Annotated in this window: 26 protein-coding genes, 1 tRNA gene and 1 pseudogene; 22 read left to right on the top strand and 6 right to left on the bottom strand. The window is 62.6% G+C overall.

Annotation, left to right across the window (positions count from 1 at the left end; translation table 11 throughout):
- The first annotated feature begins 19 nt into the window (after positions 1 to 19).
- The 13 genes and pseudogenes from RX329_RS26715 (at position 20) to RX329_RS26655 (ending at position 9,996) form a co-directional block, all read left to right on the top strand.
- On the top strand, positions 20 to 838 hold the full coding sequence (locus RX329_RS26715; RefSeq protein ID WP_085352771.1) for a lytic transglycosylase domain-containing protein: 819 nt from the start codon (positions 20 to 22) through the stop codon (positions 836 to 838).
- A gap of 196 nt (positions 839 to 1,034) precedes the next feature.
- Positions 1,035 to 1,256, top strand: coding sequence for a hypothetical protein (locus RX329_RS26710; protein WP_007592399.1), 222 nt, complete (start codon positions 1,035 to 1,037; stop codon positions 1,254 to 1,256).
- Positions 1,257 to 1,268: 12 nt separating this feature from the next.
- A complete protein-coding gene (locus RX329_RS26705; RefSeq protein WP_018459285.1) occupies positions 1,269 to 1,691 on the top strand; it encodes a hypothetical protein in 423 nt (140 codons plus the stop codon).
- A gap of 371 nt (positions 1,692 to 2,062) precedes the next feature.
- On the top strand, positions 2,063 to 2,512 hold the full coding sequence (locus RX329_RS26700) for a MaoC family dehydratase (RefSeq protein ID WP_018459282.1): 450 nt from the start codon (positions 2,063 to 2,065) through the stop codon (positions 2,510 to 2,512).
- A 62-nt stretch (positions 2,513 to 2,574) separates the two neighbouring features.
- Complete coding sequence (locus tag RX329_RS26695; protein WP_317244471.1) at positions 2,575 to 3,087, top strand: hypothetical protein; 513 nt, start codon at positions 2,575 to 2,577, stop codon at positions 3,085 to 3,087.
- A gap of 320 nt (positions 3,088 to 3,407) precedes the next feature.
- On the top strand, positions 3,408 to 4,565 hold the full coding sequence (locus tag RX329_RS26690) for a helix-turn-helix transcriptional regulator (RefSeq protein WP_317244470.1): 1,158 nt from the start codon (positions 3,408 to 3,410) through the stop codon (positions 4,563 to 4,565).
- 229 nt (positions 4,566 to 4,794) lie between these two features.
- Positions 4,795 to 5,766 (top strand): helix-turn-helix transcriptional regulator, encoded by a 972-nt coding sequence (locus tag RX329_RS26685; protein WP_317244469.1) that lies wholly within the window; start codon positions 4,795 to 4,797, stop codon positions 5,764 to 5,766.
- 81 nt (positions 5,767 to 5,847) lie between these two features.
- Positions 5,848 to 6,096, top strand: coding sequence for a DUF6894 family protein (locus RX329_RS26680; protein ID WP_247391264.1), 249 nt, complete (start codon positions 5,848 to 5,850; stop codon positions 6,094 to 6,096).
- A gap of 150 nt (positions 6,097 to 6,246) precedes the next feature.
- Positions 6,247 to 7,364: pseudogene (locus RX329_RS26675) on the top strand (helix-turn-helix transcriptional regulator).
- Between the two features lie 113 nt (positions 7,365 to 7,477).
- A complete protein-coding gene (locus RX329_RS26670; protein WP_317244468.1) occupies positions 7,478 to 8,596 on the top strand; it encodes a helix-turn-helix transcriptional regulator in 1,119 nt (372 codons plus the stop codon).
- A 230-nt stretch (positions 8,597 to 8,826) separates the two neighbouring features.
- Complete coding sequence (locus RX329_RS26665; protein WP_085352780.1) at positions 8,827 to 9,084, top strand: hypothetical protein; 258 nt, start codon at positions 8,827 to 8,829, stop codon at positions 9,082 to 9,084.
- Positions 9,077 to 9,253 carry a hypothetical protein gene (locus tag RX329_RS26660; RefSeq protein WP_018459274.1) on the top strand — a complete coding sequence of 59 codons (177 nt, stop codon included), beginning with the start codon at positions 9,077 to 9,079 and terminating at the stop codon, positions 9,251 to 9,253. The genes RX329_RS26665 and RX329_RS26660 overlap by 8 nt, the downstream gene beginning before the upstream one ends.
- 14 nt (positions 9,254 to 9,267) lie before the next feature.
- Entirely contained in the window at positions 9,268 to 9,996 is a 729-nt protein-coding gene (locus tag RX329_RS26655) for a sulfite exporter TauE/SafE family protein (RefSeq protein WP_317244467.1), read from the top strand.
- Here the strand turns inward: RX329_RS26655 and RX329_RS26650 are convergent.
- Together RX329_RS26650 and RX329_RS26645 are read right to left on the bottom strand one after the other, a co-directional pair.
- A complete protein-coding gene (locus RX329_RS26650; protein WP_247492446.1) occupies positions 9,993 to 13,181 on the bottom strand; it encodes an efflux RND transporter permease subunit in 3,189 nt (1,062 codons plus the stop codon). The two genes, RX329_RS26655 and RX329_RS26650, sit on opposite strands and share 4 nt — an antisense overlap.
- Positions 13,182 to 13,331: 150 nt before the next feature.
- Complete coding sequence (locus RX329_RS26645; RefSeq protein WP_317244466.1) at positions 13,332 to 14,573, bottom strand: efflux RND transporter periplasmic adaptor subunit; 1,242 nt, start codon at positions 14,571 to 14,573, stop codon at positions 13,332 to 13,334.
- 199 nt (positions 14,574 to 14,772) lie between these two features.
- On the opposite strand from RX329_RS26645, the gene RX329_RS26640 reads away from it, so the two are divergent.
- Positions 14,773 to 15,378, top strand: a complete 606-nt coding sequence (locus RX329_RS26640; protein ID WP_317244465.1) for a TetR/AcrR family transcriptional regulator — start codon at positions 14,773 to 14,775, stop codon at positions 15,376 to 15,378.
- A gap of 18 nt (positions 15,379 to 15,396) precedes the next feature.
- Here the strand turns inward: RX329_RS26640 and RX329_RS26635 are convergent, their stop codons facing one another.
- Entirely contained in the window at positions 15,397 to 16,899 is a 1,503-nt protein-coding gene (locus RX329_RS26635) for an amidase (RefSeq protein ID WP_317244464.1), read from the bottom strand.
- Between the two features lie 264 nt (positions 16,900 to 17,163).
- Between RX329_RS26635 and rnz the strand changes: the two genes are divergently transcribed.
- A complete protein-coding gene (gene rnz, locus RX329_RS26630) occupies positions 17,164 to 18,066 on the top strand; it encodes a ribonuclease Z (RefSeq protein ID WP_317244463.1) in 903 nt (300 codons plus the stop codon).
- 183 nt (positions 18,067 to 18,249) lie between these two features.
- Positions 18,250 to 18,747: a DUF6538 domain-containing protein gene (locus tag RX329_RS26625; protein WP_317244462.1), complete on the top strand. Its 498-nt coding sequence runs from the start codon at positions 18,250 to 18,252 to the stop codon at positions 18,745 to 18,747.
- A 658-nt stretch (positions 18,748 to 19,405) separates the two neighbouring features.
- Here RX329_RS26625 and RX329_RS26620 read toward each other — a convergent pair.
- Positions 19,406 to 19,672, bottom strand: a complete 267-nt coding sequence (locus RX329_RS26620; RefSeq protein ID WP_317244461.1) for a hypothetical protein — start codon at positions 19,670 to 19,672, stop codon at positions 19,406 to 19,408.
- A 153-nt stretch (positions 19,673 to 19,825) separates the two neighbouring features.
- Positions 19,826 to 19,899 (bottom strand) — tRNA-Gln (locus RX329_RS26615).
- A gap of 299 nt (positions 19,900 to 20,198) precedes the next feature.
- On the opposite strand from RX329_RS26615, the gene RX329_RS26610 reads away from it, so the two are divergent.
- The 6 genes from RX329_RS26610 to RX329_RS26585 all read left to right on the top strand — a co-directional run bounded on the left by RX329_RS26610 (position 20,199) and on the right by RX329_RS26585 (position 25,381).
- A complete protein-coding gene (locus tag RX329_RS26610) occupies positions 20,199 to 20,561 on the top strand; it encodes a DUF1428 domain-containing protein (RefSeq protein WP_317244460.1) in 363 nt (120 codons plus the stop codon).
- A gap of 180 nt (positions 20,562 to 20,741) precedes the next feature.
- Positions 20,742 to 21,995: an ABC transporter substrate-binding protein gene (locus RX329_RS26605; RefSeq protein WP_085352788.1), complete on the top strand. Its 1,254-nt coding sequence runs from the start codon at positions 20,742 to 20,744 to the stop codon at positions 21,993 to 21,995.
- Between the two features lie 64 nt (positions 21,996 to 22,059).
- Positions 22,060 to 22,923 carry a branched-chain amino acid ABC transporter permease gene (locus tag RX329_RS26600; protein WP_018459265.1) on the top strand — a complete coding sequence of 288 codons (864 nt, stop codon included), beginning with the start codon at positions 22,060 to 22,062 and terminating at the stop codon, positions 22,921 to 22,923.
- Positions 22,924 to 22,936: 13 nt separating this feature from the next.
- Entirely contained in the window at positions 22,937 to 23,908 is a 972-nt protein-coding gene (locus RX329_RS26595; RefSeq protein ID WP_317244459.1) for an ABC transporter permease subunit, read from the top strand.
- Positions 23,898 to 24,665, top strand: coding sequence for an ABC transporter ATP-binding protein (locus RX329_RS26590; RefSeq protein WP_018459263.1), 768 nt, complete (start codon positions 23,898 to 23,900; stop codon positions 24,663 to 24,665). Before RX329_RS26595 ends, RX329_RS26590 begins: the two co-directional genes overlap by 11 nt.
- A complete protein-coding gene (locus tag RX329_RS26585; RefSeq protein WP_085352790.1) occupies positions 24,662 to 25,381 on the top strand; it encodes an ABC transporter ATP-binding protein in 720 nt (239 codons plus the stop codon). Before RX329_RS26590 ends, RX329_RS26585 begins: the two co-directional genes overlap by 4 nt.
- Positions 25,382 to 25,461: 80 nt before the next feature.
- Here RX329_RS26585 and RX329_RS26580 read toward each other — a convergent pair whose 3' ends face one another.
- Positions 25,462 to 26,034 (bottom strand): invasion associated locus B family protein, encoded by a 573-nt coding sequence (locus tag RX329_RS26580; RefSeq protein ID WP_247297572.1) that lies wholly within the window; start codon positions 26,032 to 26,034, stop codon positions 25,462 to 25,464.
- Between the last annotated feature and the right edge of the window lie 32 nt (positions 26,035 to 26,066).

The raw sequence follows: 26,066 nt of genomic DNA, 5'->3' as shown, positions 1-26,066 counted from the left end.
CAGGGAGAGGACGTCGGACATGATCAGGGGCAGAACTGTAGCTGCGGCGGTTTTTGGGGCGATGACGCTGCTCGGCTGCCTGGCGCCCGCCGCCCACGCCGCGCAATGCGGCAGTTCGTCGGCCGGCTTCGAGGCCTGGAAGCGCGAGTTCAGCGCGGAGGCGCAGGGCAAGGGCGTCGGCCAGACTGCGCTCTCGGCGCTGATGCAGACCAATTACGCCAGTGCCACCATCGCGGCCGACCGTGGCCAGCGCAGCTTCTCGCTGACGCTCGACCAGTTCCTCGCCAAGCGCGGCGCCACCACCATCGTTGCCAAGGGTCGCCAGCTCAAGCAGTCGCAAGCCGCCTTGTTCACCTCGATCCAGCAGCGCTATGGCGTCCCGCCGGGGCCGCTGATCGCGATCTGGGGCATGGAGACCGGGTTCGGCAGCCAGCGCGGCAACCAGAATATGCTCTCTTCGATCGCGACGCTCGCCTATGACTGCCGCCGTCCCGAATTCTTCACTGAGCAGCTCTATGCGGCGCTGAAGCTGATCGATCGCGGCACGCTGTCGGGGGCAACCCGCGGCTCGATGCACGGCGAAGTCGGTCAGACCCAGTTCATGCCCAAGAACATCCTGGCCTACGGCACCGGCAATCTCGAAGTTGCCGCCAATGCGCTGAACTCGACGGCGAATTTCCTCAAGGCCCATGGCTGGCGTGCAGGAGCGGGTTACCAGCCGGGCGAGCCGAATTTCGCTGCCATCGAAGCCTGGAATGCCGCCGGCGTTTATCAGAAAGCGATCGCCCTGATGGGACGGCAGATCGACGAGGGCGGAGGTACGGCCGCCTCGCGCTGACCAGAGCCGCGTTTCGAAGGGGCTCAAGCTTCTTGGTTTTGCCGCGTTTGCTTTATGCGAACCGGCATCCACTTCGCTTGAGAACGCTCCTGCTCAGCAAGGCGTGATGCGCCGGCAAGAGAAAGTTGTTGCCAACTGGAACCGACGGCACGAGGTTTGCTTTGATCGAACAGGGCTGGGCATGAGGAGACTCAACATGGCAACCCAGATCGTGATGGACCAGACTGGCGACACGCGCCACGAGTTTGATCCTGGCAATGCCGAAGCGCTGGCGCGAGCCGAGCGGCGCTTTCGGGAGCTGACCGGAGCGGGCTTCACCGCCGCGCTGCGAACCGGACCTGGCGAAGTCACCCGGATCCGATCGTTTGACCCGACCGCGCAGGAAACGCTGTTCTATCCCCGCCTGGTTGGCGGTTGATCTGAGCTGCTCATGATCGCGGCAGTTTGGCTCCGTGGGCCGGCGCGTGCGCGTCTGCATGCGCTCCGCGAACTCTATCGGCGCTTTTTCGGCGAGAACACGCCGGATGCTCGCGGTCGCCGGCTCCTGGCCGAATGGCTGTCACCGGCGCAGCGCGCCCAATTCGAGCAGCACCGGTATTTCGATGTCGTCGGCGGCGATACCGGCAAGACCTATCGCATCCATTATGGCACCGCCGCCAACGTCCATGAGATCGACGAGGCCGGAAATGCGACGATGGGGTGGTGCTTCGTCCCGTCAGGCTTTCTCGTTCCCGGCGACGTGATGCTCGCACAGAAGATCGCGCTCGAAACCGACGAAAGGGGAGCTCTCGCGCTCGCCAACAGGTTTCCGCCAGCGACGCATTCGGAGCACTTCTACCGGCGGCCGTTCTAGGGCGTGGGCTATCAGTAATGGGTGGAGCGATAGGCATCCACCGCGTGCGCTGCAAAGACGCCGACGCTGCAAAGCGCGAGCAAGGCCGAGATCAGCTCGATCATAGTTCGTCCTCCTGCGGCGGCAGGGCGACGAGGTGCTGACAGCAGGAATAATCCCAGATCAGGTTGAGGAAGAATTGCATGGTGGCCGTCCCTGTATGCTTTTGACAACGAGATAACCGACCATCTGTTTCAGGCGTGTTTCGTCGCATCTGGAAACGGGTTTCTTGGGGAACCCCGGGCTGGTTTGTGCGCTGCGGAGCCGCTACATCCCGCTCTTGCTCAATCCCATTAGCCGCGAGGCGGCGCATCACATTGCGAGGCGAAATCATGGCGCAGGTCGAGTGGTTCGACGATCTCACCATTGGAATGCAGTTCAAATCCCCCGAAGTTCACGTCACCGAGGCCGACATCAAGCGGTTCGCGGCCGAGTTCGATCCGCAGCCGATGCATCTCGACCACGAAGCCGCCAAGCAGACCCTGTTCAGGGGTCTCGCTGCCTCGGGATGGCACACCGCCGCGATTGCCATGAGCCTCGCGATCCAGACCCGTCCGTTCGGCCCGCATCCGCTGATCGGTGCCGGCGTCGACGGGCTGCGCTGGACCATCCCGGTGCGGCCCGGCGACCGCCTGCATCTGGTCGGGGAGGTCATGAGCCTGACGCCATCGAAGTCGAAGCCGCAGGGCATCGCACTGGTGAAATGGACGATGTTCAATCAGAACGGCGAGGAGGTTTACACCTTCACCCCGATCGCGATCGTGCCGCGGCGAACCGCCTGAAGCCCTTGCGGGTCACCGGCAGAGGTGGTCATCTCAGTCCGGGGAACACGCTGGAGGCTGACATGAAACGATATCTTCTCGCCGCCGGGCTCCTGGCAGGCGCCTTGAGCGCAGTCGCTTTGACCGCAAGACCGGTGCAGGCGCAACAATCCAAGGTCGGCGACTGGACCATCGAAAAGCGTATGCAGGACGCGCATTGCAATGCGAGCCGCGGCTACAAGGACAAGGAAGACGAGAACCGGGACTACGTCATCGTCATCACCTATTCCGAGAAGGCGATCGTGATCGTGATGATCTATGACGGTTGGGAGTGGGACAAGGTCGGCGAGATCCTCCGGGCCGATGTCGGCACCGACGACGCCGATATCATGAAGAAGGCCAAGTGGGAGGTCATGGACAAGACCACCGTTCGCGGCATCTTCGAATACGATCAGTCCATGATGGACCGGCTGTCCAGGGCCAAGCGTCTCTCGCTCGATTTCGAGGACGATGACGACGACAGCATCGAGATGCAGGTGCCGCGTGCCGGTGAAGCGCTGGCGGCATTGAAATTCTGCGAGGAGAATCGCAAGTAAATTGCCGGAGCCGAATGCGAGGCCGGCGGGATCGGTGGCGACAGGGTTCTGCGGTGCGCGCGCTGCCTGACGCATCGCACGCGTGACTCATCGCATACAGTCCGCGCGCTGTTCGCATTTATCCTAGTCTTTGGCGAAAACGTCCAAGCCGCATCCTGCGGTTGACGTTACGCAAGGACGATGTTCGATATTCCAGCATTTCGTTGCAACGTTTTCTCCCCGTCGAAGGCGGCCATTGAACGGCCCGTCTCCTTCGCCAGTCCCCGGATCGCGATCTTTCTCGCGCGCCCGAGCCATACGCAGATTGCGTCGTCCGGCCGATGACAATCCTCCACGCAAATCGATTCTCGTCCCTTGTCGGCGAGATCTACGACGCCGCGGTCGATCCCGCGCTGCGCAGCGGGGTGCTGGAACAGGTTTCGCATTTCGTCGGCGGATGTGCCGCGACCATCCTGTCCAGGGACAGAGCCAGGCTCTCGATCGAGATCCACGAGCATTTTGGCACCGAATCCCGCTTCCGCCAGCTTTATCGCGACCGATATGTGGAGCTGGACCCTCTGCTCGATCGCCATTTTACGCTCGTGGCGGAGCAGACGATCGGCGTAGCCGACATCATGCCTCAGGCGGATTTCCTGGCAACGAGCTTCTATCGCGAGTGGGTGGAACCGCAAGGAGCGATAGACCTTGCAACCGTTGCACTCGAGAAGTCGGACACGCGCACCACAATCCTGCAGGTGTTGCGCCACCGGTCGCGCGGAATGGTTGACGAGCCGATGCGTGAGCGCATGCGGCTGCTGGCGCCGCACCTTCAGCGCTCCAGGATCATGGGCCGACAGATCAGGGCACGCTCGCATACCGTGGACGACCTTGCCGAGGTCTTGGATGGGCTGAGCACGGCGATCTGCCTGCTCGACGCAGATGGTCGGGTCCTCCATGCCAACGCAGCATGCCGCGGGCTGTTCGCCGATGCCAGCCTGCTCGCAATGGTCGGCGACCGGATCGTGGCCCGCAACACCCAGACCGACAAAATATTCCGCGGCCTGAGCGAAATCGATGCAGGCAACGAAACTCGTTCCGCTGCCCGCCGCCAGATCGAGCTTGCGACATCAGTTGATGGACAGCACTATCTGCTCCACGCCTTTCCCTTGAAGCGCTGTCGCACTCCATCGCGAGATGCTGCAGCCACGGTGCTGTTCGTTCAGAAGGCATCGGCGGCGACATGGCTCGCGGCTGATGCGATTGCGGCGGCCTTCAGGCTGACACCGTCCGAACTGCGTGTTTTAATGGCCATTATCGAGATTGGCGGTGTCCCCGACATTGCGGCAAAGCTCGGCATCGCCGAGACGACGGTGAAGACGCATCTCGGGCGCCTGTTCGAGAAGACCGGCGCCGGCAGGCAGGCCGACCTGGTCAAGGTCGCCACCGGCTTTGCCGTTCCATTCGCGCATCGAACGAATGGCGGTGACGACGCCGTGTGATCCATTTCACAAGGCTCGCCGATACGTGCCGCGATCTCAATGCATTGTGATGAGCCGAGCTCCCGTGTCCTCCGAATGCAGGACGCGAGTCATTTGATACTTTCGTATATCGCGATCCAGAAAAGTGAAGAGCAGCAAGCGCCGCGAAGAGATGCCACGACGGCGTCAAACGCGAGTGTGAGGAAACGACAGCGCACGGCCGGACCTGCTCGTCGGTTGGAGGATTGCAGTGAGCCAGTTTGATTTTTCCATTATCAATGTTTCAACGAACGAAATTCCCGAAAACGAGCGTATCCCGCTGCTTCGCGATTTCTACTGCCGCGGGGTGTTGAAGGCGGAAGTCGAGGCGAGAGAAGGAAAGCCGGCTGCGGCGAGCTTCACGTCCCACGTCTTGCCGGAAGCCCAATTGCTGATCGGAGGATTGTGCGGAGCGCGCGTCAGTCGCACCAAACACCTGGTTGCCGATGGCGACGACAGCCTGGCCCTGATCGTGAATCGATCTGGCGTACTTGGAATATCCGAGCGGGGACACGATCTGAGCCTTCGTGCAGGGGAGGCGGTCCTGACCAGCGCTGAGGACGTCACGACGTTCGAGCGATTGTCGCTGGGTAGCTGCTTCTCGCTCCGTGTGCCGAGACGCGTGCTGGCGCCGATGATCGTGGATGTCGATGATGCCGTGATGCGTGTCATGCCGGAGAGTTCAACGGGACTTCGATTGCTGGTCAACTATGCGGAGGCACTGGTGCGGGAGAAGGCGTTCGCGACGCCAAATTTGCGCCAGCTCGGGGTCGGGCATCTGCACGATCTTCTGGCAATCGTCCTCGGTGCCACCAACGAGCCCCGGGAGCTGGCCGGGCGGCGCGGCGTGAAGGCGGCACGGCTGCAGAAGGCCAAAGTTTCCATCGCCAACAATTGCTGGCGGCAGGACCTCTCGGTGGCTACGGTCGCCCAGGAGCTCGGCGTGACGCCGCGTTATCTCCAGCGCCTGTTCGAGGCCGACGGCAAGACGTTCTCGTCCTTCCTGATCGAACAGCGCGTCAAGCGCGCCCATCGCATGCTGCGGGAACCCGGATACGCCGAGCGGACAGTCAGCTCGATCGCCTACGATGTCGGCTTCGGCGATCTCTCCTATTTTAACCGCTGCTTCCGTCGAACTTATGGCGCCACGCCCAGTGACGTCAGGAGCGGCGAAATGTCGTGACCGCGCACGACTGAATTTCAAGTCAAATGCCGCTTGGAGACGGCACGGGCGGGCGTGCGCCGCCCCCAGTTGGAGTGTTGCATGCGCCGTTTTTTCTTTGACCTTATGATCGGCAATATCGTGAAGATCGATCCGGGCGGCATGGTGTTCGAATGCCCCGAAGCGACATTCGTGGTGGCCAACGAGATGGCAAGCCACCTGTTCGTCTGGCGCGACGATTTGCGCGACCGCGATGCCTGCATCCGGGTCAGAAATGCCGACGGGCGCGAGATCTATCGCGCCGCGGTCTGGTCGGAGAATATGGAGAAGGTCGGCTGGGACGAGATGTGAGCGTCCCGGTGCGGTATCGCGACTCTGCATCAGTAGCACCCGAAACGAATATCCGCTCGTTGCCGGCCGACGCCTCATCCGATCGGAGGATGCCGCATGCTGAGGTTGTGGTATGCATGGTGATATTGATCACCCAGGCCATTTATAGCCATGCACGGACCGCGGAAGCTGCCCGACCTCGTCGAGGCCATCTACGATGCCGGACTCGATCCTTCACTGTGGAACAACGTCGTCACCGGCATCCGCGACTTCGTCGGCGGCCAGGCCTGTGGACTGTTTTCCAAGGATTTCATCAGCAAATTCGGCGTCACGCACTATTATTGCGGGGCGGACCCGCACTACATCCAGCTCTACTCCGAGACGCATTCGAAGTTCGATCCGCTGACGGTCCTGCCGCCGCACGGTCAGATCGTCAGCATTCCGGATCTCGTTAATTTCGATGAATACCGGGGCGGACGCTTTTACCAGGAATGGATGCGGCCGCAGGGTTGCAGCGATGCGGCCAACGTGGTGCTCGAGAATTCGAATGCGAGCTGCCCCGTGATGATGACGGTGCTGTCGGGCCGCCGGATGGTGGATCCGGTGATGAAGCAGCGCCTCTCGCTGATCTTGCCGCACGCCAGCCGAGCGTTGCTGATCAACCGCGCCATGACCTCGCAACTGACGCTGGCGACGGCGTTGGCGGAGGTCCTGGACAATTTGGCCTGCGGCATCTTTCTGCTCGATGGATTCTGCCGGGTGGTGCACGCGAATTCCGCGGGGCACGACTTGCTTGCGGCGGACGATCTGGTTCGGTCCGTTGCCGGGCAATTGGTGACCAGCAGTGCGGAGGCCAATCAGACGCTGCGGGAAGCGTTCGCGACCCGCCATGAAATTGCGCTGCTTGCCGCAAAGGGGCACGCGTTTTCGCTGCTTTCGCCTTCGGGCGAGCGCTACGTCGCGCACATCCTGCCGCTGTCGTCCGTCCTGCGGGACGGCAGCGAGCGGGTGGTCGATGCCGTCGGTGCGCTGCTGCTGCGTAAGGTATCGCTCGGCGGACAGTCCTACGGCGAATTGATCGCGCGGACCTCGACCTTACACCGGCCGAGTTGCGCGTGTTCCTGTCGATCGTCGAGGTTGGCGGCATCCCGGAGACGGCGGTCGCGCTCGGTATCGCGGAAACGAGGGCGAAGACGCATCTGCATCGCGTGTTCGCCAAGACGGGCGTTTCGCGTCAGGCCGATCTCGTTAAGCTCGCGGCAGGATTCTCCAATCCGCTTGTGAACTAGACTGTTGAATTTTGCCTTCACGATTGAACCTTTCGCTCCCGCGAAAGACTCACGGAAGCCGCCAGGCATGAAGAACATTTCGCCATCTCCATGTGTCACCATTGGCTCTTCCGATGCCCCGACCTCCAAAACCGTCCGAGTTGATCGAGACTATCTATGACGCGGGTCTCCACCCGGAGTTGTGGAGCGAGGTCGTTGTCAAACTCAATGCCTTCATTGGCAGCCAAGCCTGTGGTCTGATTTCGAAGGACCCGGTCAGCAAATCAGGCGCGACGCATTATTATTGCGGGGTCGATCCGTACTACATTCAGCTCTATGCGGAGACCTACTCCCGATACGACCCGCTTGCTCGGCTTCCGCGCTATGGCGAGGTGCGCAATATCCCTGATCTCGTGGATTTCGACGAATACCGCCGCGGCCGCTTCTACCAGGAATGGCTGCGCCCCCAGGGCTGCGTCGACGTCGCCAACGTGGTGCTGGAGCAGTCGAAGTCGCCGTGTCCGATGCTGATGACCGTGATCCCGGGCAGGGAGATGCTCGGCGCGGAACAGCGGGCGCGAATGCAGTTCCTGGCTCCGCATGCGAGCCGGGCGCTGTTGATCAACCGGGCGATCGAGCGGAAGCAGCAGCGCGCGGTCGCGCTTGCCGACGTCGTGGACCGACTGAATGCCGGTGTCATCCTGCTCGATTCGACCTGTCATATCATCCACAGCAATCCGGCCGCAGCGACGATCCTAGACGTCGACGATGTCCTGCGGTCTGTCTCGGGCAGGTTGGTGGCAAGATCTTCCGCTGCTAATTCAGCCTTGCGCGATATTTTCCGTGAGACCAGCGAGGTCGCGTTGGCGGCATCTTCGGGACGGAAAATTCCGTTGATGTCGCATGACGGTTCCTACTACGTCGCGCAAATCATCGCGCTGCCATCATTGCTGCGCGACGGGGTGGCCGAGCGCAGTTCGGCAGTGGGAGCCCTGTTCATCTGGAAAGCGGAACTCGACGGCCGCTCGTGTGCCGGCCTCATTGACCGCACCTTCGAGCTCACGCCTGCCGAACTGAGGGTCTTGCAGTCAATCGTCGATGTCGGCGGCGTGCCGGAGACGGCGGTTGCGCTCGGTATCGCCGAGACGACGGTGAAGACGCATCTGCATCGCGTGTTCGCCAAGACCGGCGTTTCTCGTCAGGCCGATCTCGACAAGCTCGCAGCTGGATTTTCCAATCCGCTCGTGCACTGAGACGCGTTCAAAAACGCAGGCGAGTCGCCGTAGCTCGCAATAGGTTCAATCACAAGCATCATTAGAAAGTTATCGCACGTCGTTCGATCGAATGACGCGATTTTCCGCGTTGTCTTCTACTAGACGTCACACGATCTGTCGTTCGACCTACCAGACATTTTTGTGAAGCAACTCACTGCGAGCGGAAACGAATTCCGTCAATCTCTCGTGCAGGTTGAGAGGAGATTGTCATGCGGACGGCGTCACCAGTTCTGACAGGAAGATTCCGCGATATCGTCGCCCGCATGGGCGCGGTACTCCGCGCGCAGCGGGAAATCGACGCGGAGCGCGTGTTGCGGCGCTATCGCCACCTGCTGGACCAGCCGCACGAAGCGCCGTGTTTGAATGAAATTATTCCCGTTTCCCGTGAAGAGGATATCTTTGAAAATGCCAACGGAGTTGATCCGCGCGAGCGCACGAGCGACCACCCCAAATTCGAACGTGCGTAACGCCAGCATCGTCGCAATCGCGCTGACGGCAGCGCTCGTCGCTCTCCAACTGGTCGGCCTCGCGATGCTGGAGCGATCTCATGCTTACGCGCAGCCGTCGGTTCCACTCGTGCCGGCCGTTTGCACCGAGAGCGCCGATGTCCCCGTCTCGCAAATTCCCTACGATTGATCGGAGGGCAAATTGTGCCTGATGTCACGACTCTGATGCTGCTCAGCGTTGCCGTGTTCGCCGGCGCCTTTGTCTCCGGACTCTCGGGATTTGCCTTTTCCGCGGTAGCGGGCGCCATCCTGCTCCGGGTGTTTCAGCCGCTCGAAGCCGTACCGCTGATGATGGCGTGCAGCATCGGCGTGCAGGCCACCAATCTGTGGTCGCTTCGGCGCAATATCCGCTGGGAAGGCAGTCTGCTGCTGATCGTCGGCGGCTTGATCGGCGTTCCCATCGCGGTGTCGCTGCTCCAGAGCACCGATACGCATCTGCTCCGGCGCGGCTTCGGCATTATCGTTGCGCTCTATGCGGCCTACATGCTGCTGCGGCCGACGCTGGTGACGGCCGGCGAGGCGGTCGGGCGGCACTGGGTCGCGTTGATCGGGTTCGGTGGAGGACTGGTCGGCGGACTGACCGCGATGCCGGGCGCGATCCCGACGATCTGGTGCGACATGCGCGGCATGCCCAAGAGCGAGCAGCGCGGCCTGGTGCAGCCGTTCATCGCCGCGATGCAGCTGTTCGCGATCGCGCTGCTGTTCGGACATCAGGATCTGTCGTCAAAGGTCTTGGTCGATCTCGCGGTTAGCCTGCCGGCGCTGTTCGCAGGCTCCGCGCTGGGCGTGATCGCGTTCCACAGGGTCAACGAGACGGTCTTTCGCAAGACCGTGCTCGTTTTGTTGTTGCTGTCGGGGATTTCCCTGATCTAGTGCCCGACGGGTTGCACCGGCGCCGCGCTGGTGTCGCTGCCGTGATGCGTCAGCGGCTTCATGCCAGTGACGGTCCGCAGCAGCACATAGAACACCGGCGTCAGGAACAGGCCGAATACGGTGACGCCGATCATGCCGGAGAACACGGCGACGCCCATGGCGCGCCGCATCTCCGAGCCGGCCCCGGTCGAGAGCACCAGCGGCAGCACGCCCATGATGAACGCCATCGACGTCATCAGGATCGGGCGCAACCGCAGCCGGCTCGCCTCGATTGCGGCCCGGATCGGGGTGCGGCCTGCGAATTCGAGCTCGCGCGCGAATTCGACGATCAGGATCGCGTTCTTGGCCGAGAGTCCCACCAGCACGATCAAGCCGATCTGGGTGAAGACGTTGTTATCGCCCTTGGAGATCCAGACACCGAACATAGCAGCCAGCAGACCCATCGGCACGATCATGATGATCGAGAGTGGCAAGGTCAGGCTCTCATAGAGCGCGGCCAGCACCAGGAACACCAGGAGGATCGCCAGCGGAAACACCCACAGTCCGGAATTGCCGGCGATGAACTCCTGATAGGTCAGGTCGGTCCATTCGAAGGCAAAGCCGGGCGGCAGCGTCTCCGCCGCGATCCGCGTCGCGACCTCCTGCGCCTGTCCGGAGGAGAAGCCGGGAGCAGCCGCCGCGTTGATATCGGAGGACAGGAAGCCGTTGTAGCGGATCGCCCGCTCGGGTCCCGCGCTCTGGCGAACGCTCAAGAGCGCCGAGAGCGGCACCATGTCGCCCGAGGACGAGCGCACCTTCAACTGCCGGATGTCGTCGGCGCGGGCGCGGAACGGCGCGTCGGCCTGCACCCGGACCGAATAGGTGCGGCCAAACTTGTTGAAGTCGTTGACGTAGTAGGAGCCCAGGTAAATCTGCAGCGTGTTGAACACCTCCGTCACGGGCACGCCCAATTGGAGCGCCTTGGTGCGGTCGATGTCGGCGAACAGCTGGGGCACGTTGACCTGGAAGCTCGAGAACACGCCGGCGATCTCCGGCGCCTTCTGCATCGCCGCCATGAACGCCTTGGTCGCCTCGTTCAGCGCCTCATAGCCGAGACCGGCACGGTCCTCGATCTGCAGCTTGAAGCCGCCGATGGTGCCAAGGCCGTTGACCGGCGGCGGCGGGAACATGGCGATGAAGGCTTCCTGGATGCCGGCATATTTCTTGTTCAGCTCGGCCGCCAGCGCGGGGCCGCTGAGCGAAGGATCCTTGCGCTCGTCGAACGGCTTGAGCGTGGAGAACACGATGCCGGCATTGGAGGAGTTGGTGAAGCCGGCGATCGACAGGCCCGGAAAGGCGACCGAACTCTCGACACCTGGCTGGGTCAGCGCGATGTCGCTCATCTTGCGGATCACCTCTTCAGTGCGATCGAGCGCTGCGCCGTCGGGCAGCCGCGAGAAACCGACCAGATACTGTTTGTCCTGGCCCGGCACGAAGCCGCTCGGCACCTGCTGGAACAGAAGCGCGGTCACGCCGACCAACACCACATACAGTCCCATCACTGCGGCCTTGCCTGATATCACCTTGGTGACGGTGCCGCTGTAATTCTCCGACGAGCGTGTGAACACCTTGTTGAAGCCACGGAAGAACCAGCCAAGGCCCTTTTCCATGATGATCGTCAGCCGGTCCTTCGGCTGATTGTGTCCCTTGAGCAGCAGCGCCGACAACGCAGGCGACAGCGTCAGCGAATTGATGGCGGAGATCACGGTCGAGATCGCGATCGTCAGCGCGAACTGCTTGTAGAACTGCCCGGTGAGGCCGGAGATGAAGGCGAGCGGCACGAACACCGCGATCAGCACCATCGCAATCGCGATGATCGGCCCCGACACTTCGCGCATCGCCTGGTAGGTGGCGTCGCGCGGCGACAGCCCTCCCTCGATGTTGCGTTCGACGTTCTCGACTACGACGATGGCGTCGTCGACGACGATGCCGATTGCGAGCACGAGCCCGAACAGGCTGAGCGCGTTGATCGAGAAGCCGAACACGTGCATGACCGCGAATGTACCGACGATCGACACGGGCACCGCCAGCAGCGGAATGATCGAGGCGCGCCAGGTCTGCAGGAACAGGATCACCACCAGCACCACCAGCGCGATCGCCTCCAGCAGCGTGTGAATGACGGCCTCGATCGAGGAGCGCACGAACTGAGTGGGATCGTAAACGATCTGGTAGGACACGCCTTCCGGCATATTCTTCTTGATCTCGGCCATGGTGGCACGGACATGATCGGAGATCTCCAGCGCGTTGGAGCCGGGCGCCTGGAAGATCGGAATCGCCACTGCCTGCTTGTTGTCGAGTAGCGAGCGCAGGCCGTATTCGGACGCGCCGAGCTCGATGCGGGCGACGTCGCGCAAGCGCACGACTTCGCCACGCGTACCGGTCTTGACCACGATGTCGCCGAATTGCTCTTCGTTCGCAAGCCGCCCTTCCGCGTTGACGGACAGCTGCAGGTCGATGCCCTTGACATTCGGGGAGGAGCCGACCACGCCGGCAGCGGCCTCGACGTTCTGCGCCTGGATCGCCTTGACGATGTCGCTTGCGGTGAGCCCGTGTTCGGCAGCCTTCTGCGGATCGACCCAGACCCGCATCGAATAGTCGCCGGCGCCATAGAGCTGGACGTCGCCGACGCCGTCGATCCGTGCAAGACGGTCCTTGACATTGAGCACGGCGTAATTGCGCAAATACGTCATGTCGTAGCGGCCGGTGGGCGACAACAGATGCACGACCATGGTGAGGTCGGGCGACGACTTCTTGGTGATGATGCCGAGCTGCCGCACCACGGCGGGCAGGCGCGGCTCGGCCTGCTGCACACGGTTCTGCACCAGCTGCGTCGCCTTGTCAGGATCGGTGCCGAGCCGGAATGTCACCGTCAGCGTCATCGCGCCATCGGTGGTCGCCTGGCTTGACATGTACAGCATGCCTTCGACGCCGTTGATCTGCTCTTCGATGGGAGTCGCCACCGTCTCGGCGATCACCTTGGGATTGGCCCCGGGATAGGTCGCGCGCACGAGGACGGAGGGCGGCACGACATCGGGATATTCCGAGATCGGCATCGCGAACAGCGAGATCAGGCCGGCGAGGAAGATCAGGACCGAGAGCACACCGGCAAAAATCGGACGATCGATGAAGAACTTCGAGAGATTCATGGCTTTGCCCCTGCGCGAGAGACGACCCTCCCGCCATTCCCGGGCGCGGGAAAAGCCCGCAAATCCGGAAATCCAGAAGTGATGTCTTGGTAGTTCAACAAATTCGACATTCCGGCTCGCGCTGCCCCCGCGCTCCGGAAGCGGAGAATGCTAGCGTTGCACCACGTCCTGTTTGCTGTGGTTGGAGGCCTGCTGCGGCCCGCGCGCGCCCATCGACGCGATCTCCGTCTTGAGCAGGGCGCCGGGACGCACGCGCTGGAGGCCGTTGACGATAATGCGATCGCCGGTCTTCAGTCCCGTCGTCACGATACGCAACCCGTCGACCGAGCCGCCGAGGGTGATCGGCCGGTAGACCGCGCGGCTGTCGTCGCCGACCGCCATCACGAACTTCTTGTCCTGGTCGGTACCGATCGCGCGCTCGTCGATCATGACCAGCGATTGCTGCTTGGGCTGGCCCATGCGCACGCGGGCGAACTGGCCGGCGATGAGACGCCCGTCCTCGTTTCTGAACACCGCGCGGACACGGATGGTGCCGCTCTGGCCGTTGACCTGGTTGTCGATGAGCTGGATGTGGCCCTTGGCCGAGAGGCCGCCTGAGGTCGTCATCTCCACCGGGATCTGGTCCAAATTGCCGCGCTTGCCGGAGACATCTGCGATCGAGTTCAGCGCCCGCAGCACCACCTCCTCATCCGCATCGAACGACGCGTAGATCGGATTGACCGAGACCAGCGAGGTCAGCACGGGGGAGGCGGTGCCGGCGGCGACGAGATTGCCGACGGTGATTTCGATCTTGCCGACGCGGCCGTCCACGGGTGCACGTACCTCGGTGTAGTCGAGATTAAGCTTTGCGGTCTGGAGCGTCGCCTCGGCTGCCTTCACGTTGGCGATGGCCTCGCGGTTGGCGTTGTCGCGCTGGTCGTAGTCGCGCCGCGTCACCACGGCGTTGCCGACCAGCTGCGCGCCGCGCTCAAGTTCATTCTGCGTGAACACGACGCGCGCTTTGGCAGCTTCGAGCTGGGCCGCGGCCTTGTCGACCTCGGCTGCGTAGGGCGCCGGGTCGATCTTGAACAGGATGTCACCAGCCTTCACCAGCGCGCCTTCGATGAAGTTGGCCGACAGGATCGCGCCGGCCACGCGCGGGCGAAGCTCGACGCGTTGAATGGCCTCGAGCCGACCGGAGAAATCGTCCCACAGCACGGTCTGCTTTGGTTCGATCAGCGCGACCGTGACAGGGACGGCTTGCTCGGCCGCGGCGGTCGCGGTCGCCTGCGCGGCACGAAAGTAATGGCCGGTCGCGATCGAGCCGGCTACGGCGAGAGCGCCCACGATGGCGACGCCGCCCAGAAGGCGGCGGACATGGCCGGGGCGAGAGGTATTTTGGGAGGGGGGCATTTGCGCTCCAGATATGTAGTGTTCACTACAGATGTGGAGCTGGATACCGCAGCGCAAGATACTTATGTACCATTCGCTAAGAAAATTGTAGCGCTTTACCGCAAGAATTGGCAAGTGGAAGAGAAAATAAAGCGAGAACAAAGAGATAGGATCCGGCGTTAGGGTCAGGGACGACGCCGATTTCGAGGAGAAGAGGCAAATGGGCATGGGACGCCCCCGCGAATTCGACGCCGAAACGGCGTTGGACCAGGCGATGGAAGTGTTTTGGCGCCATGGCTATGAGGGTGCCACGATCGCTCAGTTGACCGAAGCCATGGGGATCAATCCGCCCAGCCTCTATGCCTGTTTCGGCAACAAGGAAGGGCTGCTGAAAGCCGCGCTCGACCGCTATACAAAACTGCGCAACGTCTGGATGGACGAGGTCGTGGCAGCGCCGACTGCCCGCGACGTCGCCGAACGGATGCTGATCGGCATCGCCGACAAGCAGACCGATCCCGCCAACCCGCCCGGTTGCCTGCTCGTGCAGGGCGGCGTTGCATGCGGCACCGGATCAGAAAGCGTCCCCTTCGAACTCGCCGCTCGGCGCGCCCAGAACGAGGACCAGCTTCGCGATCGTTTTGTTCGCGCCAAGGCCGAAGGCGATCTCAAACCGACCTCAGATCCCGCGGCACTCGCGCGCTACGTTTCGGCCGTCTCCGTCGGCATGGGCGTGATGGCGTCCTCAGGCTCCGACCGCGAGGCATTGCAGCAGGTCGCGAGCGTGGCGGTGCAGGCGGTCGAGGCGCAGTCGACTGCAAGAACATGACGAGCGTTGTCGTCTCTATCATCTCACCGATTGCGTGGCAGGCAGCGACGGCGGCGGGACGAAGCCGCCGAACGCGCGTTCGATCAGTCCGGCGAGCGCAATCGGTGTGCGGTCCTCGAGATAAGGCCCGATGATCTGGACGCCGATCGGCAGCCCCGATGGCGTGCGCTCGATCGGAACGGCCGTTGCAGGCAGTCCGCAGGTCGAAGCGGGGTCTGCCCAGATGAAGCACGCATCGGCATAGGGATAGAGCTGTCCATCGATATCGAGTTGCCGCGCGTCGAACGGCTCGGACTGGTCCTGGGGAAAGGCCGGTACGGCGGCGGCCGGGTAGATTACTGCGTCGAACTCGCGGAACAGCTCCTGCCATCGTTGTTGCAGCCGCAGGCGCGCCGCGTCGGTCGCCAGCCATTCGCGATGGACCATCGCCCAGCCGCGCGCGCGCTCGGCCTGCAGGCTGCGGTCGTCGGGCGAGAGTTCTGCGGCAACTCCTTGCGCCTCTGCGAGGGCGGCCGGTGTCAGGCGTGGACTTCGCGCTGCGTTCAACAGCTTCATGTAAAGGCGGGCGGATTCGGCGAGATCGGGCAGAGACGCACTCGAGCGCGCGACGCGTGCGCCTGATCGTTCGAGCCGTTCCGACAACCGCCCGATGGCGGAACGCACGGCATCGCCTGTCGGCATCAACGGATGCGTATCGATCACGAGAATCCTGAAACCCCTGAACTGGTCGTGTCGTGAGGCCGGCAACGCAAGACGATAGCCGATCCCGTCGCGCGTCTCGTCGGGGCCGGCGATCACGTCGAGCGCGAGTGCGAGATCCGAGGCAGTGCGCGTCATTGGTCCAACGACGGCGAGATCACCCTGGCCGGCAACGGGCGGTGCCGGCGGAAGGCTGTATCCGCGTAGCGGGACGAGGCCGAGGCTCGGCTTGTGTCCGAACACACCGCAGAAATGCGCGGGCACCCGGATCGAGCCGCCAATATCCGAGCCGATCGACAGCGGTCCGAATCCCGCAGCCAGCGCCGCTCCTGATCCGCCTGAAGAGCCGCCGGGCGATCGGCCGAGATCCCACGGATTGTTCGTCGTACCGTAGATGTCATTGTAGCTCTGGAAATCTCTGAGGCCGATCGGGATATTGGTCTTGCCGATGATGACAGCACCCGCCGCCTTCAACCGCGAGACGACAAGGGCGTCCTCCGCGGGTTGGAAATCTTTGAAATGCGGAAAGCCCCACGTCGTCGGCAGGCCAGCGACGTTGAACGGTTCTTTCAACGTCACGGGGATGCCGAGCAATGGCTGCCGCTCGCCGCGACCAAGTGCGGTATCGGCGGCGCGCGCGGCGTCTCGTGCGCGATCGAAATCGCGAACGATGACGGCATTGATCTGCCCGTCCAGTGCCTCGATGCGCGCGATCGTATGCTCGATCAACTCGGACGCAGAAAGCTTGCGCGCGTGCAGGGCGCTCAGCAATGTGCTGATCGAGCCGTAGTCCCAGTCAGTGGCGGTCAATCCGGGCGGCATCACGATCTCCATTGTCTTGCATCGCCGCGTCGATGTCGCTCGGCTGCAAATCGATCCGAGTATCGAGCATGCAATTTGGCGGATGGTATGAGGAGGCCACGCAACGGGAACCAGATCTGTCCGCGGGTCGGGGGCCGGAGGCGGTGCCTGGCCATCAGATCGCGGGATACCCACTGCTTGCCGCGGTCTATGCGCGATCGAGGGCTCTGTACGGGCTGCTGCTCACGTGGCATTGGGGGCGGCGAAGCCTGGATACTGACGACCATGTTCGCCCTGACATTCCTTGGGACCTCCGCCAGCGTTCCGTCGGCGGAGCGCAACCATCCGGCTCTCCTGGTGGAGGCCACGGGCAAGCGCGTCCTCATCGATTGCGGCGAGGGCACGCAGCGCCAGTTGCTGCGCAGCGGCGCGGGCTTTCGACGGCTTGACCGCATTCTGCTGACGCATGCCCATCTCGATCACGTGCTCGGTATCCCCGGTCTCTTCTCGACGCTGGGGTTGCGTCAGCAATCGGACGCGATGACCGTCTATGGAGGCCAGGGCACGCTCGACATCGTCATCCGCATGCTTGCCGGCCTGTGGGGCGCGGGCAGGGCGCCGATCCCGGTGGAGTTCGCACCGCTGACCGAAGGACAGGTTATCGACGCCGGTGACTTCACCATCGATTGCTTTCCGGTTCGTCACCGCGACACCGACAGCTTTGGTTTTTGCTTCCAGAGTCCGGCACGCCGCCATCTTGAGCGGGAGCGCCTCGCCGAGCTCGGTGTTCCCGATGGGCCGCTGCGCGGAGAACTGGCCGCGGCACGACCAGTCGTGATCGCCGGCCGCACGATCTATCCCGAAGACGTCATGGGGCCGCCGAGCGGCGGCAGGAAGATTGTGGTCATCGGCGACACCGAAACCACTGACGGGCTGTCCAGGCATGTCGCCGACGCCGATCTGCTGGTGATCGAGGCGACCTTCCTCGATCGCGACGCCGCGACCGCCCGGGACTATGGTCATCTCACCGCGCGCGAGGCGGCTTCATTTGCCGCCGCGAACAACGTCAGGCAACTCGTGCTGAATCACATGTCGGGGCGTTATCCCGACGAAGAGATTCTGGCCGAAGCGACAGCGATTTTTCCAAACACGCGGATCGCCGCCGACTTCGATCGCGTCGTGATTTAGCGGCACCGCTCAAAGAGAGCGCAATCTCTGACGGTCTGTTTGTGAGCTGCTTAACCTGCGGTGGCTGGGGAATTAGGACCCTACGCGAATGAGTCTGGAACACTGGAAATCCTGTAAAAATAGACCTATGTTGACCCCTGCGTTAGGGGCGACCCGTTGGGGGCGCCGTTAGGGGCAGGCCAAGTGAACGTTATTCTGAGAGCGGAAAAAGGTGGCGGCGACCGGCGCTATCTAACCCAACCGCGGGGCGAAGGGACGACTTGGTACGCGGTCGCTGAGGTCCCCAGGACGCTACGGCAGGCCATTGGCAAGAAGCGGCTTCTGAAGTCCCTGGAGACCACCGACCTCCGGGTGGCCCGTATTGCCCGCTGGAACGCCGTTGCGGATTTGAAGTCCGAGATTGCCAAACACCGAATGCCCGGCTCCGAGGATCAGGACCCGCTGCTCTTGGAGGCCATGGCTCTCCGGGAGGAGTTCGTCCGAGCAGATGCCGCGCGGCGCAACGACCTCATGTATCAAATCACGGACCGGGCCGAAGAGATCGACCTCGCCGCGGGCGGCATCCGGGAGGATTACGCCCCCTTCGGAGAACCCCGGGCAGCCACCAAGCAAGCCACCGAGTTCATTCAACTGGCGTCTGCAAAGGCCAAACTCCGCAACGCAAGCGCTAATCCAATCTGACGTAGCTTTGCCAAACTCGTACGCAGGAATATGAGGGTTTTGGAGGGCCAAACGCCTCTGAACTTGGACACCGGACATCTTTTCAATAACACCGGCGAATTCCGAAGTGAGTGATGCCGGCATGAAAATGCGTTGCTCGCGAAGAACTAGGCGAGCCTGATAAATATCAGTACCCGCTATAGAAACATCCCGCCATGATAGAATATTGGCGTACTCTTTTTCGCGATCACTCGCATCCTGCAACTGCTTCTTTTCACGTTCGCTTAAATCTGATGACGTCATGAAGCTTGTCAGGTCGGTTTCGGACATAGTGCTGAACCGCGGGATAGTCATCATCCCACCTGCGCAAGTGTTCGTAGAAAGCCACGCTTTTACAAATGCCTTCCAAACCGCTTCCGCAGCGGCAAATTCCATTTCATTTGATCTTCGTCCGCGATCTCCAAGATGGCTGAGTTGCTCTCGAAAATGCTCCAATTCGCGGCTTTGGGATGATTTCAACCGTTCCAGTTCTTGACTTTGCTGAGCCTTGAATCCTTCGAGCACTTTGCTTGTTCGGAATTGAATCAGCGCCTCACCCAATTTGGTTGGTAGTAGAATGGTCGCCCCGATGAAGCCACCGATTCCCGACACTATCCAGGGGTAAACCTGCAACCACAAATCATGCATCACTGGCTAGCTTTCCGCAGTTGAACCAGACTTCGAGCGATGACCCGTCGGCCCGGTTGCAAATTCGCCTGTCCAGATTCTCGACGGGGGTTGGAGGCTGGAGTTTGTTGATATTGCCGGCGCAGGCGGCAACCATCACGGGAGCAGCATCTGTCATTGCCATGCCCGGCTTTAGTCCAAACACATCCCACTCCTCAGCGGCAGCCGCTTGGACCGTCGGAAGGATCAGCGTGAGAGCGAGGAGGTTGGTAAGTCGCATTCCAAAGTCCAAGTCGAATAAGTGTTAGCGCTCGGCACGTCCACAGCAGGCTCCACCGTTAGGGGCAACCGTTAGGGTCAGCGTTAGGGTACGTCAGCTACCCAGCGCGAAACATCTCAATGGTTTCAGGTACTTGATGGCGGGAACGGAATCTGGCTGGGGAACTAGGATTCGAACCTAGACAAACAGAGTCAGAGTCTGTTGTGCTACCGTTACACCATTCCCCAACGGAATAGCCGAACAAATTCAATGACTTGTTGATTTGTCCGGCTGTGGCCGATGGCACTTATCGCGCAAATCACGGCTCAAGCGTGGAGGGTTTCTACCCGCTCGGCTGTGGGCTGGCAAGCGCTGCGACGCAGGGATGTTTTGCGGTCCACATGGGACGTGCGGCCCGCGGCATCATGGGCTCCGGCGGAGCGCCGCGGCGGTGCGCGACCGTTTGCCTCATCCGAAAATCACGTTTCCTGGTCGGATCGTCACGCACCGCATCGTCCTTCGGACACACAACCCAAGGAGATCCGTGATGCCCTATGTCGATGGTTTCGTGCTGGCCGTGCCGAAGGACAACATCGAGGCTTACAAGGCGCTGGCGAAAACGGCCTGCGCGATCTGGATAAAGCACGGTGCGCTCGATTATGTCGAATGCATCGGCGACGACGTGCCCTACGGCGAGCTGACTTCGTTTCCGCGCGCGGTGATGGCGAAGGAGGACGAGATCGTGGTGTTCGCCTGGATCGTCTATCGCGACCGGGAGACTCGCGACACCGTCAACAAGAAGGTGATGGCGGACCCGCGGCTGAAGTTGGACGGTATGCCGTTCGACGGCAAGCGCATGATCTACGGCGGCTTCACGACGCTGCTGCGGGCGAGCGACGTGATGGGGTAAGGGCGCTGACCCGGCCCACACGTCGGTGCTTGTCCATGCAGCGTCGTGGCAAGCCGTTTTACTTGCCGGTACGGGGCCAGCATGCCATCCTCTCATCGCCAGGCATAAACAACCGGAAGCGGGCGCTTAGCCGAGCTTCCAAAAAAACTGGTTGGGGAAACCCTTGGGAGGTTTGATTTCATGAGATTGAAGCACGTCACCGGGCTGCTTTGCGCGGCCGCGATGTCCCTTGCGCTCGCTTCAGCCGCGCAGGCCCAGGACAAGGTCGTCAAGATCGGCGCGATCCTGCCGATGTCCGGCGGCACCGCCTCGATCGGGGCGCACGCCAAGGCGGCGCTCGAGGTCGCAATGGACATCATCAACAACGCTCATCCCGAGCTCGGCACTCTGCCGCTGGCCAAGAACGCAGGCCTTGCGGGCCTCGGCGGCGCCAAGATCGAGATCGTGTTCGCCGACAACCAGGGCAACCCGGCGACAGGCCAGAACCAGGCGCTGCGCCTGATCACGGAAGACAAGGTAGCCGCCGTGTTCGGCTCGTATCAGTCCGGCGTCACGCTGACCTCGAGCGCCATCGCCGAAAAATACGGCATTCCCTTTCTGAACTCCGAGTCGGTCGCCGCCAATCTCACCGAGCGCGGCTTCAAATGGTTCTTCCGCACCACGCCGATCGCCACCGACTTCGCCAAGGCCTATGTCGATTTCCTCGCCGACATCAAGGCGCAGGGCGCCAAGACCGATGCAATCGCGCTGGTTCACGACAACACCGAATACGGCACCTCGGTCGCCAACACGATCAGCGCCGCCTTCAAGGAGAAGGGCCAAGTCATCGCAGTTGACGTCGCCTATCCCGTCAATGCGACTGACGTTCAGGGCCAGGTGCTCCAGCTCAAGGAGAAGAAGCCCGACGTGATCATCATGATCAGCTACACGTCGGATGCGATCCTGTTCGCCAAGACCATGCAGTCGCTTGACTACAAGCCGGCGGTTCTTTTGGCCGATGACGCCGGCTATTCCGATCCCTCCTTCATCAAGGCGGTCGGCAAGATATCGCAAGGCGTCTTCAACCGTTCGTCATGGTCGGTGGGGCCGGCCGGCTCACCATCGGCCATCATCGCCGACATGTACAAGAAGAAGAGCGGCGAGGAGATGGACGACACCGTCGGCCGTCAGATGCAGGGCTTCTTCGTGCTGGCCGACGCGATCGACCGCGCCGGCTCGACCGACCCGGCAAAGATCCAGGCCGCGTTGAAGACGACCGATCTGAAGCCCGAGCAATTGATGATGGGTTACAAGGGCGTGAAGTTTGACGACAAGGGCCAGAATATCCTCGCCTCCGGGCTCATCATCCAGCTCCAGGATGGCGAGAACTACACCGCGGTATGGCCGAAGGCCAACGCCGCGAAGGCGCCGGTGCTGCCCTACAAGGGCTGGTGAGATTGAAGGCGGGGCTGCGCGCCCCGCCATTTCCGAAATGATTTGATCAGAGCAACGCTGGCTCATGTCCTTTGTACTCGTGCAGGTGATCGTCGGCGGACTTCTGCTTGGCGCTGTCTATGCCCTGTTTTCCTCAGGCCTCACGCTGGTGTGGGGCATGATGAACATCGTCAATTTCGCGCATGGCGATTTCGTCATGCTCGGCATGTACGTCGCCTATGTCGTCTACACGCTGTTGGGAGGAGGGCCGATCCTCGGCGCGCCGCTGGCAACCCTGGTGCTCGCGACAGTCGGCGTCGTGGTCTATTTCGCCCTGATCCGCGATATCATGAAGGGACCGATGCTGGCGCAGATCCTCGGCACTTTCGGGCTTGCGCTATTGCTGCGTTATTCCGTGTTCTGGTGGTTCGGGGCCAACTTCCTGTCGATGCCTCCGGACATCGTGGGCGGCACTTATGCGTTCGCGGGCCTGCGCATCGAGGCCTCGCGGCTGCTTGCCGGCGTGGTCGCGCTGCTGGTCACGCTCGGGCTGCATCTGCTGCTCACGCGGACCTCGCTCGGCTCGAAAATGCTGGCGGTGGCGGAGGATCAAACAGCGGCCCAGCTCATGGGCATCCGTCCCGATACCATGCAGGCGATCGCCTGGGCGATTGCGGCCGGTGCCACCGGGCTTGCCGGCGCGCTGATTGCGAACTTCTTCTACATCGTGCCGACCGTCGGCGAGACGCTTGGCATCGTCGCCTTCGTCACGGTGTCGCTCGGCGGTTTTGGCAGTGTGCCGGGCGCCCTTGTCGCAGGCCTGCTGATCGGCATGATCGAATCGCTGTCGGGCTATCTGATCGGCGCGATCTACAAGGACATCGTCGTCTATGTCCTGTTCCTGCTCTTCCTCTGGTTCCGGCCGCAAGGCCTGATGGGCAAGACCTGATGGGAAGGCTGTGATGCGGCGCTTGATCTGGCTCTCGGTCGTCGCAGCGTTCGCGATCTGCTATCCGCTGCTGCTGTCCTCGCCGTTCCAGCAGCGTCTGGGCGCGCTGGTGCTGCTTTATGCGATTGCAGCGTCCGCGTGGAATATCGTCGGCGGCTATGCCGGCCAGGTCTCGGTCGGCCACGTCGTCTTTTTCGGCTGCGGTGCTTATGCCGCGATGGGATCCTACGCAAAGTTCGGCCTGTCGCCCCTGTTCGGCATCCCCGGCGGGATCGTGCTCGCCGTGGGCTTGGCCGCGATCATCGGCGTGCCGACGCTGCGTCTGTCGGGCCATTATTTCAGTATGGCGACCATCGCGGTCGCCGAGACGATGCGGCTGATCGTGACCAACACCGACTCGCTCGGTGCGGCCGTCGGGCTCTCAGGGCCGACCGTGCCGCGCAACATCTTCGATCTCTCGTTCCTGTCGTCGCTGCCGTATTACTATCTCTTCCTCGCAATCCTCGTGATCACGCTGTTAATCACCTGGTGGATGACCAACAGCCGCATGGGATTTTACCTGCGCGCGATCAAGGACTCCGAGCGCGCGGCGCGCTCGCTCGGCGCACCCGCCAGTCGCACCAAGCTCTACGCCTACATGCTGAGCGCGGCGCTGACGAGCGTCGCCGGCGCGCTCTATGCCATGATGTTCGGCTTCGTCGACCCCGAGTCCGGGTTCGGGATCCTGATTTCGGTGAAAATCCTGATCATGGCGGCGCTGGGCGGGGCAGGGCTGTTGTTCGGGCCCCTGGTCGGTGCCGCGATCCTGGTGCCGCTGGAGGAGATCTCGAACAGCTGGCTCGGCGGCAAGGGCGCCGGGCTCACCTTCGTGCTCTATGGCGCGATCATCGTGGTGATCGCGCGCTTCCAGCCCGGCGGTCTGCTCAGCCTGTTCACTCGGCGCAGCAAGCCGACGAAGGACACGGGAGCTGGCCATGCTCCTTGAGGCACGCGAAATTACGAAGGCGTTCGGAAGCTTCAAGGCGGTGGACGATGCCTCCGTGACCTTGGAGCAAGGCGACATCCTCGGCCTGATCGGCCCGAATGGCGCGGGCAAGTCCACCTTCTTCAATTGCCTAACTGGCGATCTCAAGACCACTTCGGGCTGCGTCCTGTTCGAGGGCCGTGACATCACGGACTTCGCGCCGGAGCTGCGCGCCGGGCTTGGGCTCGCTCGTACCTTCCAGGTGCCGCAGACATTTGAGGGCATGACGGTGCTGGAGAACGTCATGATCGGCGCGTTCCTGCGCACCTCGCATCGCAAGGACGCCGAGACCAGGGCGCGCGCGGTGCTCGAGCGCGTCGGCATGATCAGGCTTGCGGATGCGCCGGCGCGCTCGCTCGGCACCCCCGGTCGCAAGCGGCTGGAGATCGCGCGGGCGCTGGCAACCGAACCGAAGGTGCTTCTGCTCGACGAAGCCATGGCCGGCCTCAACGCCCATGAGGTGAGGCTCGCCATCGACCTCGTGCGCGACATCCATCGTTCCGGCATCACCCTTGTGATCGTCGAGCACATCATGGAAGTGATCATGTCACTCGCCAGCCGCGTGATGGTGTTCCACCAGGGCAAGGAGATCGCCCGCGGATCGCCGCGCGAGGTCACATCCAACCCGGCGGTGATCGAGGCCTATCTCGGCAAGCGTGCAGCCAAGGCAGCGGCCGGCCACACGCCGGTCGAACTGATGGGCGGGCCCGACCTATGAGCGGGCCGTTGCTGCGGATCGAGCACCTCGAGGTGCGCTACGGCGATCTCATCGGCGTGTCCGACGTCTCGCTGGAGGTTCCTGAAGGCAGCGTCGTGGCGCTACTCGGCTCCAATGGCGGCGGCAAGACTACGACGCTGAACGCGATCGCCGGCCTTATTCCCGTGCATTCCGGATCGATCCGCTTTCGCGGCGAGGATATCGCCGGCGAAAGAGCCTTTGCGATCGTGCGCAAGGGGCTGGCGCTGTCGCCAGAAGGCTGGCGGCTGTTCGTGCAGCAGAGCGTCGAGAACAATTTGATGCTTGGCGCAACGCCGCTGCGCGACAAGTCACGCCAGGCCACGCTGCTCGAACGTGTCTACGAGATCTTTCCGCGCCTGAAGGAGCGCCGCAACCAGCGTGCCGGCACCATGTCCGGTGGCGAACGGCAGATGCTCGCGGTCGGGCGCGCGCTGATGAGCGACCCGAAGCTGTTGATGCTGGATGAACCTTCGCTCGGTCTCGCGCCGGCGGTGGTCGAGTCCATGTACGAGACCTTCGGCCGCCTGCATCGCGAGGGCCTGACCATTCTGCTCGCCGAGCAGTCGATCGAGCTCGCACTGGAGGTCTCGGATTTCGCCACGGTGCTCCAGGTCGGCAAGAGCGTGCTGTCGGGCACGGCGGCGGCGCTCGCGGAGGATCCGCAGGTGCAGAAGGCTTATCTGGGCGTGGACTGACCGATTTTCCGCCTGGAGGCGCCCGGTATCGGCGGCGTTAGGCTGCAAAATGGATATGCAACAGTGACGGGGAGGCGTCGCTACTTGATCTTGTCGTAGGCCGCCGCGAAATCGCCGAGCGGCATCGGGATCGCGATCGTTTCCTTCGCCATGTTCTGGAAGGAGACCTTGAGCTGCTTGCCCGACCGCAAGGTCGCAAGCAGGTCCGGTGCGATTGGCGTGGAGGCGTAGCAGCCGCGGTTCTCGCAGGTCTGGATCTGGAGATCGACCGTCTTGCCCTCGTCAACCTGGAGCTTGGCGCCGATGGGAAGGTTGAGGCCAAGCGGCAATTGCAGCAGCGCCACCGGTGTGCGGGTGTCGGGCGCGATGCGGATGTTGATCAGAACGATGGTCTGGCCGGTCTTGGTCAGCACCGCGTTCTGCTCCATCGCGCATTCGAGCGGTGCGTCGCGGCTGACGCTGGTGCAGCGCACGACCCAGCCGGGCTGCTGCGCCGCAGCGCCGTCAGCCTGCGGCTGCGTCGGAGCCGGTGCGGGCTGTGCCGCCGGGGCAGACGGAGCTGCGTTCTTCTTGGCGCCTTGCTGGGCATGCGCGGCACCCGCCGACACCAGGAGAGCGGCTGCTAAGGCGACAAGTCTGGATTGCAAGGGCATGGCAAGACCGCGTTGACGTGAACCGAGGGCCT

Origin of the sequence: Bradyrhizobium sp. BWC-3-1 (assembly GCF_032917965.1) — a bacterium.
In the GTDB taxonomy this organism is placed as follows: domain Bacteria; phylum Pseudomonadota; class Alphaproteobacteria; order Rhizobiales; family Xanthobacteraceae; genus Bradyrhizobium; species Bradyrhizobium canariense_D.
Note: the sequence above shows the minus strand (reverse complement) of the source record. Positions and strands in the feature narration are given on the sequence as shown.

Bases quoted from the DNA above. Each gene is read 5' to 3' on its own strand.
- RX329_RS26715 (WP_085352771.1), top strand. From the start codon at position 20: ATGATCAGGGGCAGAACTGTAGCTGCGGCGGTTTTTGGGGCGATGACG.
- RX329_RS26710 (WP_007592399.1), top strand. From the start codon at position 1,035: ATGGCAACCCAGATCGTGATGGACCAGACTGGCGACACGCGCCACGAG.
- RX329_RS26705 (WP_018459285.1), top strand. From the start codon at position 1,269: ATGATCGCGGCAGTTTGGCTCCGTGGGCCGGCGCGTGCGCGTCTGCAT.
- RX329_RS26700 (WP_018459282.1), top strand. From the start codon at position 2,063: ATGGCGCAGGTCGAGTGGTTCGACGATCTCACCATTGGAATGCAGTTC.
- RX329_RS26695 (WP_317244471.1), top strand. From the start codon at position 2,575: ATGAAACGATATCTTCTCGCCGCCGGGCTCCTGGCAGGCGCCTTGAGC.
- RX329_RS26690 (WP_317244470.1), top strand. From the start codon at position 3,408: ATGACAATCCTCCACGCAAATCGATTCTCGTCCCTTGTCGGCGAGATC.
- RX329_RS26680 (WP_247391264.1), top strand. From the start codon at position 5,848: ATGCGCCGTTTTTTCTTTGACCTTATGATCGGCAATATCGTGAAGATC.
- RX329_RS26670 (WP_317244468.1), top strand. From the start codon at position 7,478: ATGCCCCGACCTCCAAAACCGTCCGAGTTGATCGAGACTATCTATGAC.
- RX329_RS26665 (WP_085352780.1), top strand. From the start codon at position 8,827: ATGCGGACGGCGTCACCAGTTCTGACAGGAAGATTCCGCGATATCGTC.
- RX329_RS26650 (WP_247492446.1), bottom strand. From the start codon at position 13,181: ATGAATCTCTCGAAGTTCTTCATCGATCGTCCGATTTTTGCCGGTGTG.
- RX329_RS26645 (WP_317244466.1), bottom strand. From the start codon at position 14,573: ATGCCCCCCTCCCAAAATACCTCTCGCCCCGGCCATGTCCGCCGCCTT.
- RX329_RS26640 (WP_317244465.1), top strand. From the start codon at position 14,773: ATGGGCATGGGACGCCCCCGCGAATTCGACGCCGAAACGGCGTTGGAC.
- RX329_RS26635 (WP_317244464.1), bottom strand. From the start codon at position 16,899: ATGCCGCCCGGATTGACCGCCACTGACTGGGACTACGGCTCGATCAGC.
- rnz (WP_317244463.1), top strand. From the start codon at position 17,164: ATGTTCGCCCTGACATTCCTTGGGACCTCCGCCAGCGTTCCGTCGGCG.
- RX329_RS26620 (WP_317244461.1), bottom strand. From the start codon at position 19,672: ATGCGACTTACCAACCTCCTCGCTCTCACGCTGATCCTTCCGACGGTC.
- RX329_RS26610 (WP_317244460.1), top strand. From the start codon at position 20,199: ATGCCCTATGTCGATGGTTTCGTGCTGGCCGTGCCGAAGGACAACATC.
- RX329_RS26605 (WP_085352788.1), top strand. From the start codon at position 20,742: ATGAGATTGAAGCACGTCACCGGGCTGCTTTGCGCGGCCGCGATGTCC.
- RX329_RS26600 (WP_018459265.1), top strand. From the start codon at position 22,060: ATGTCCTTTGTACTCGTGCAGGTGATCGTCGGCGGACTTCTGCTTGGC.
- RX329_RS26595 (WP_317244459.1), top strand. From the start codon at position 22,937: ATGCGGCGCTTGATCTGGCTCTCGGTCGTCGCAGCGTTCGCGATCTGC.
- RX329_RS26590 (WP_018459263.1), top strand. From the start codon at position 23,898: ATGCTCCTTGAGGCACGCGAAATTACGAAGGCGTTCGGAAGCTTCAAG.
- RX329_RS26585 (WP_085352790.1), top strand. From the start codon at position 24,662: ATGAGCGGGCCGTTGCTGCGGATCGAGCACCTCGAGGTGCGCTACGGC.
- RX329_RS26580 (WP_247297572.1), bottom strand. From the start codon at position 26,034: ATGCCCTTGCAATCCAGACTTGTCGCCTTAGCAGCCGCTCTCCTGGTG.